The organism is Bradyrhizobium sp., from assembly GCF_049581145.1.
GTDB lineage: Bacteria > Pseudomonadota > Alphaproteobacteria > Rhizobiales > Xanthobacteraceae > Bradyrhizobium.
Genome location: NZ_JBAURI010000197.1, coordinates 1 through 3,494 on the forward strand (window position 1 = coordinate 1; position 3,494 = coordinate 3,494).

The 3,494-nt window shown below is 63.8% G+C and carries 5 protein-coding genes; 3 read left to right on the forward strand and 2 right to left on the reverse strand.

The genetic code is table 11. The annotated features are described in order from the left end of the window. The 3 genes from WCB02_RS06545 to WCB02_RS06555 all read left to right on the forward strand — a co-directional run. On the forward strand, nt 1-207 hold a 207-nt coding region (locus WCB02_RS06545; RefSeq protein WP_423957022.1), incomplete at its 5' end, for a hypothetical protein. Between the two features lie 118 nt (nt 208-325). Continuing rightward, nucleotides 326-688: a hypothetical protein gene (locus WCB02_RS06550; RefSeq protein ID WP_423957023.1), complete on the forward strand. Its 363-nt coding sequence runs from the start codon at nt 326-328 to the stop codon at nt 686-688. Between the two features lie 234 nt (nt 689-922). After that, a complete protein-coding gene (locus WCB02_RS06555) occupies nt 923-1,891 on the forward strand; it encodes a quinone oxidoreductase family protein (protein ID WP_423957024.1) in 969 nt (322 codons plus the stop codon). Between the two features lie 53 nt (nt 1,892-1,944). Here the strand turns inward: WCB02_RS06555 and WCB02_RS06560 are convergent, their stop codons facing one another. Beyond that, on the reverse strand, nt 1,945-2,919 hold the full coding sequence (locus WCB02_RS06560) for an ABC transporter ATP-binding protein (protein ID WP_423957025.1): 975 nt from the start codon (nt 2,917-2,919) through the stop codon (nt 1,945-1,947). Next, a partial coding sequence (locus tag WCB02_RS06565) for an ABC transporter ATP-binding protein (RefSeq protein WP_423957026.1) occupies nt 2,903-3,494 on the reverse strand: 592 nt, incomplete at its 5' end. The genes WCB02_RS06565 and WCB02_RS06560, both read right to left, overlap by 17 nt.

The following is a 3,494-nucleotide window of genomic DNA, read 5'->3' on the forward strand; positions in this document are numbered from 1 at the left end:
ATGATGCTTAGCAAGGAATATGTCGAGACGGCGCGGACCTTGCTCCGCATTGCTCGAAACATGACGGACGAAACCATCGTGGATCGGCTGAGAGCCTTGGCCGCGGACTACGAACGGCGAGCGGAGAAAGCTTCAGGCGCTGATACGGGTAAGGCCGGGATTGCAGTAGCGGTTCGCGGCGAAGGTCAGGGAAGCACGCCGAAGTGAGGGGCTCGGCAGTTTTCCTGCGTCTTGCTCCTTCTTTGGTAGCCGAGATCGATTGCCTTCACGCCACAAGATTTTCCGGGAGTGTGATATGGAGCGTCGTTGGGTAGGGCTGCATCGGATGCCGCTGATCAGCGTTGTCGCGATTGCACCACTGATGTTGCCGGCGCTGGGACGCGATCTGGACGGGCGCCACAAGGATTCGGCGCTCCACGACTGGTTCGAACATCTCGCGAGCGGCAAAGGCCTCTGCTGTTCCTATGCCGACGGCTATGTTGTCATCGACGCAGACTGGGAGACCAGGGACGGTCACTACCGCGTGCACGTGCCGAAGGCGGCCGATTCCGGAGAAATGGTTTGGATCGACGTGCCGGATGAATCCGTAATCACCGAGCCGAACAAGGCCGGGCGAACCATGGTTTGGCCGCTTTATGGCTATGATGGCGTATCGATCCGCTGCTTCATGCCCGGTAGCATGACCTAGGATCGGCGCCTGCATCTGCAAAAACCGCTTTCCCAAAGGAAACTTTTCGGCGGTCGCCGGGAAGCGGCCTATCGCCTAAAGGAGTAGCACTTTTGCGAGGTGTGCGATCCGTCTGGCAAGAACGTGCTCTTCGAGCCGGCTTCGGGATCGACGGCGTTACCTGGTCTTCGCCGATCTGGAGCGCCTGGCAGGGCCGTTTCCGCACTCCGCAACGCAAATGAAAGGATAAAGGCCATGCGGGCCATACGGTTTACAGCCTTCGGTGATCCCTCCGTTCTCGAGTTGGCGAACCTGGCGGCTCCAGCCCGCTCCGAGAGCACGGCGCTGGTGCGAGTGATGGCGGCCTCGATCAATCCCAGCGACGTCAAGAACGTCGCCGGGGCCATGAAGCAGACCACGCTGCCGCGCATCCCCGGTCGCGATTTCGCCGGTGTGGTTGAGGCGGGGCCGGCCGAGTGGATTGGGGTCGCGGTTTGGGGCACCGGCGGGGATACCGGCTTCACCCGCGACGGCACTCACGCGGAGATGATCGCCGTGCCGGTGGCGAGCCTGCGCCGCAAGCCCGACACCCTCAGCTTCGACGAGGCGGCGTCGGTCGGGGTCAACTACATGGCCGCGTGGTGCGGCCTCGAAGCGGCAGGGCTCAAGGCGGGCGAGATGGTTCTCTTGATCGGCGCGGGCGGCGGCGTCGGTGGTGCCGCGGCGCAGATCGCCCACAGGCTTGGCGCTCGCGTGATCGGTGCCGATCGGCGCGCGCCGCATCCGCATGCTCCAATCCATGGCATCGCCGAAAAGCTGATTCTCGGCGCAGAGGATCTGCCGGCTCAAGTCCGTGCGGCGACCGGCGGGAAGGGCGCGGATGTCGTCTTCGATCTCGTCGGCGGCTTCATGTTCCGCAACGCCGTGAACACCCTTGCCCTCCGCGGCCGGCTGGTCGAGCTCGCGGCGACCGGCCAGCGCGAGGTGAGCTTCGACCTGGCCGATTTTTATCACAATGAAAGCCGGCTCTACGGCGTGGACACGCTGAAGCGTGATCTCGTGGCCTCCGCCGAAGTATTGGAGGCGCTGACGCCGGGATTTGCGGCGGGAGACTACCGCGCCGCTCCGATCACCGAGACCTGCGGCCTTGGTCAGGCGCAGGAAGCCTATCGCAAGGTTGCGGCTGGCTCCGCCGGCCGGGTCGTATTGCGGCCGCAGGAATAGGCAGAAGTAGGAAGCTTGAACAGGAAACTTGGCGATCCGTTTCCCCTTCGAGTCTAAGCCAAATGACATAGAACGTGGTGGCCCGGGGCTACTTCGCGCCGGGGAACCGGCTCGGCACAAACCGCCTGGGCGAGGGGGCAGCGGCCGCGCAGCCTGCATCCGGCGTAAATTTTTGTGGGGCTCGGAATCTCGCCCTTCAGCATGAGCCGCTCATGACGAAAATCCGGGTCCGGTGCGGGAACCGATGACAGGAGCGCGCGGGTATAGGGATGACGCGGAGCTGCGAATAGCGACGCGCTGTCGGCCTCCTCGACAATGACGCCAAGATACATGACGGCGATGCGATGCGCCAAATACTTTACGGTGGCAAGATCGTGCGAGATGAAGAGAAAGGAGAGCCCGAGCCGCTTCTGGAGCGCCTGGAGGAGAAGGATGATGCGCGACCGCAGCGAGACGTCCAACGCCGAGGTCGGTTCGTCGAGGACGACGAAACTCGGGTGGGCGGCGATGGCGCGCGCAATGTTGACGCGTTGCCGTTGCCCATCTGAAAGCTCGTGCGGATAGCGTTCTACAAGGTCGGTTCCCAGTCCCACTTCGGCGATCACTGCGTTCAATCGCTCGCGCCGCTCGGCGGCCGTCATCTTGAAATGCAGCCAGAGCGGCTCCTCGATCGTGCGCCGTACGTTTCGGCGCGGGTTGAGCGCTGCAGTCGGGTCCTGGTAGACCATCTGCATGGCGCGTCGCGTGTTCCGAAGCTGCCGTCGGTCGAGCGCGGTGATCTCCTCGCCGGCGAAGCGAATACTGCCGGCCGTTGGCTCGATCACGCGCAACAGGCAGCGTGCGATGGTCGATTTGCCACAACCGGACTCGCCGACGAGACCGAGCGTTTCGCCCCTCTTGATCGCAAGGGAGACGCCATCGACCGCCCGCACCGCTGGCTGCTCGCCGTGCAGCCGCGCGGCCCATGCCTTCGGCCCCGTCAACGCAAAGTTTTTGCGCAAACCATCAACTTCAAGCAGCGGCGTCACGGTGCTCTCCGAATGCAAAGCACGCTGTTTCGTGATCTTGCCCGACAACTGTTTGGCGTGGCTTGTCTTGCCGGCAAATCTCCATGGCATGGGGGCAGCGATTCTGATACCGGCATCCCCTCGGCGGATGGCGAAGGGAAGGGACCGTGCCCGGAACCGGCTCGAGCTTAGTCTCGACGTCGATGCGCGGGATCGAACTGACGAGCGCGCGCGTATAGGGATGAGCCGGAGAGCCGAAGATCTCGCGAACGGGCCCCGTCTCCACCAATTGGCCCGCGTGCATCACAGCGACCCGCTGGCAGGTCTGCGCGACGACCCCGAGATCGTGGGTGATCAACAGAATCGCCGCGCCCGTTCTTTTGCTGAGGTCGCGAAGCAGATCGAGGATGCGCGCGGCGATCGATACGTCGAGGCCCGTCGTTGGCTCGTCGGCGATGAGAAGCCGTGGCGAGATGGCGAGCGCCATCGCGATCATGACGCGCTGGCACATGCCGCCGGAAAGCTGATGCGGATACTGCTGCATGCAACGCGCGGGATCGGACACGCCGACAAGATGGAGAAGCTCCAGCGCGCGC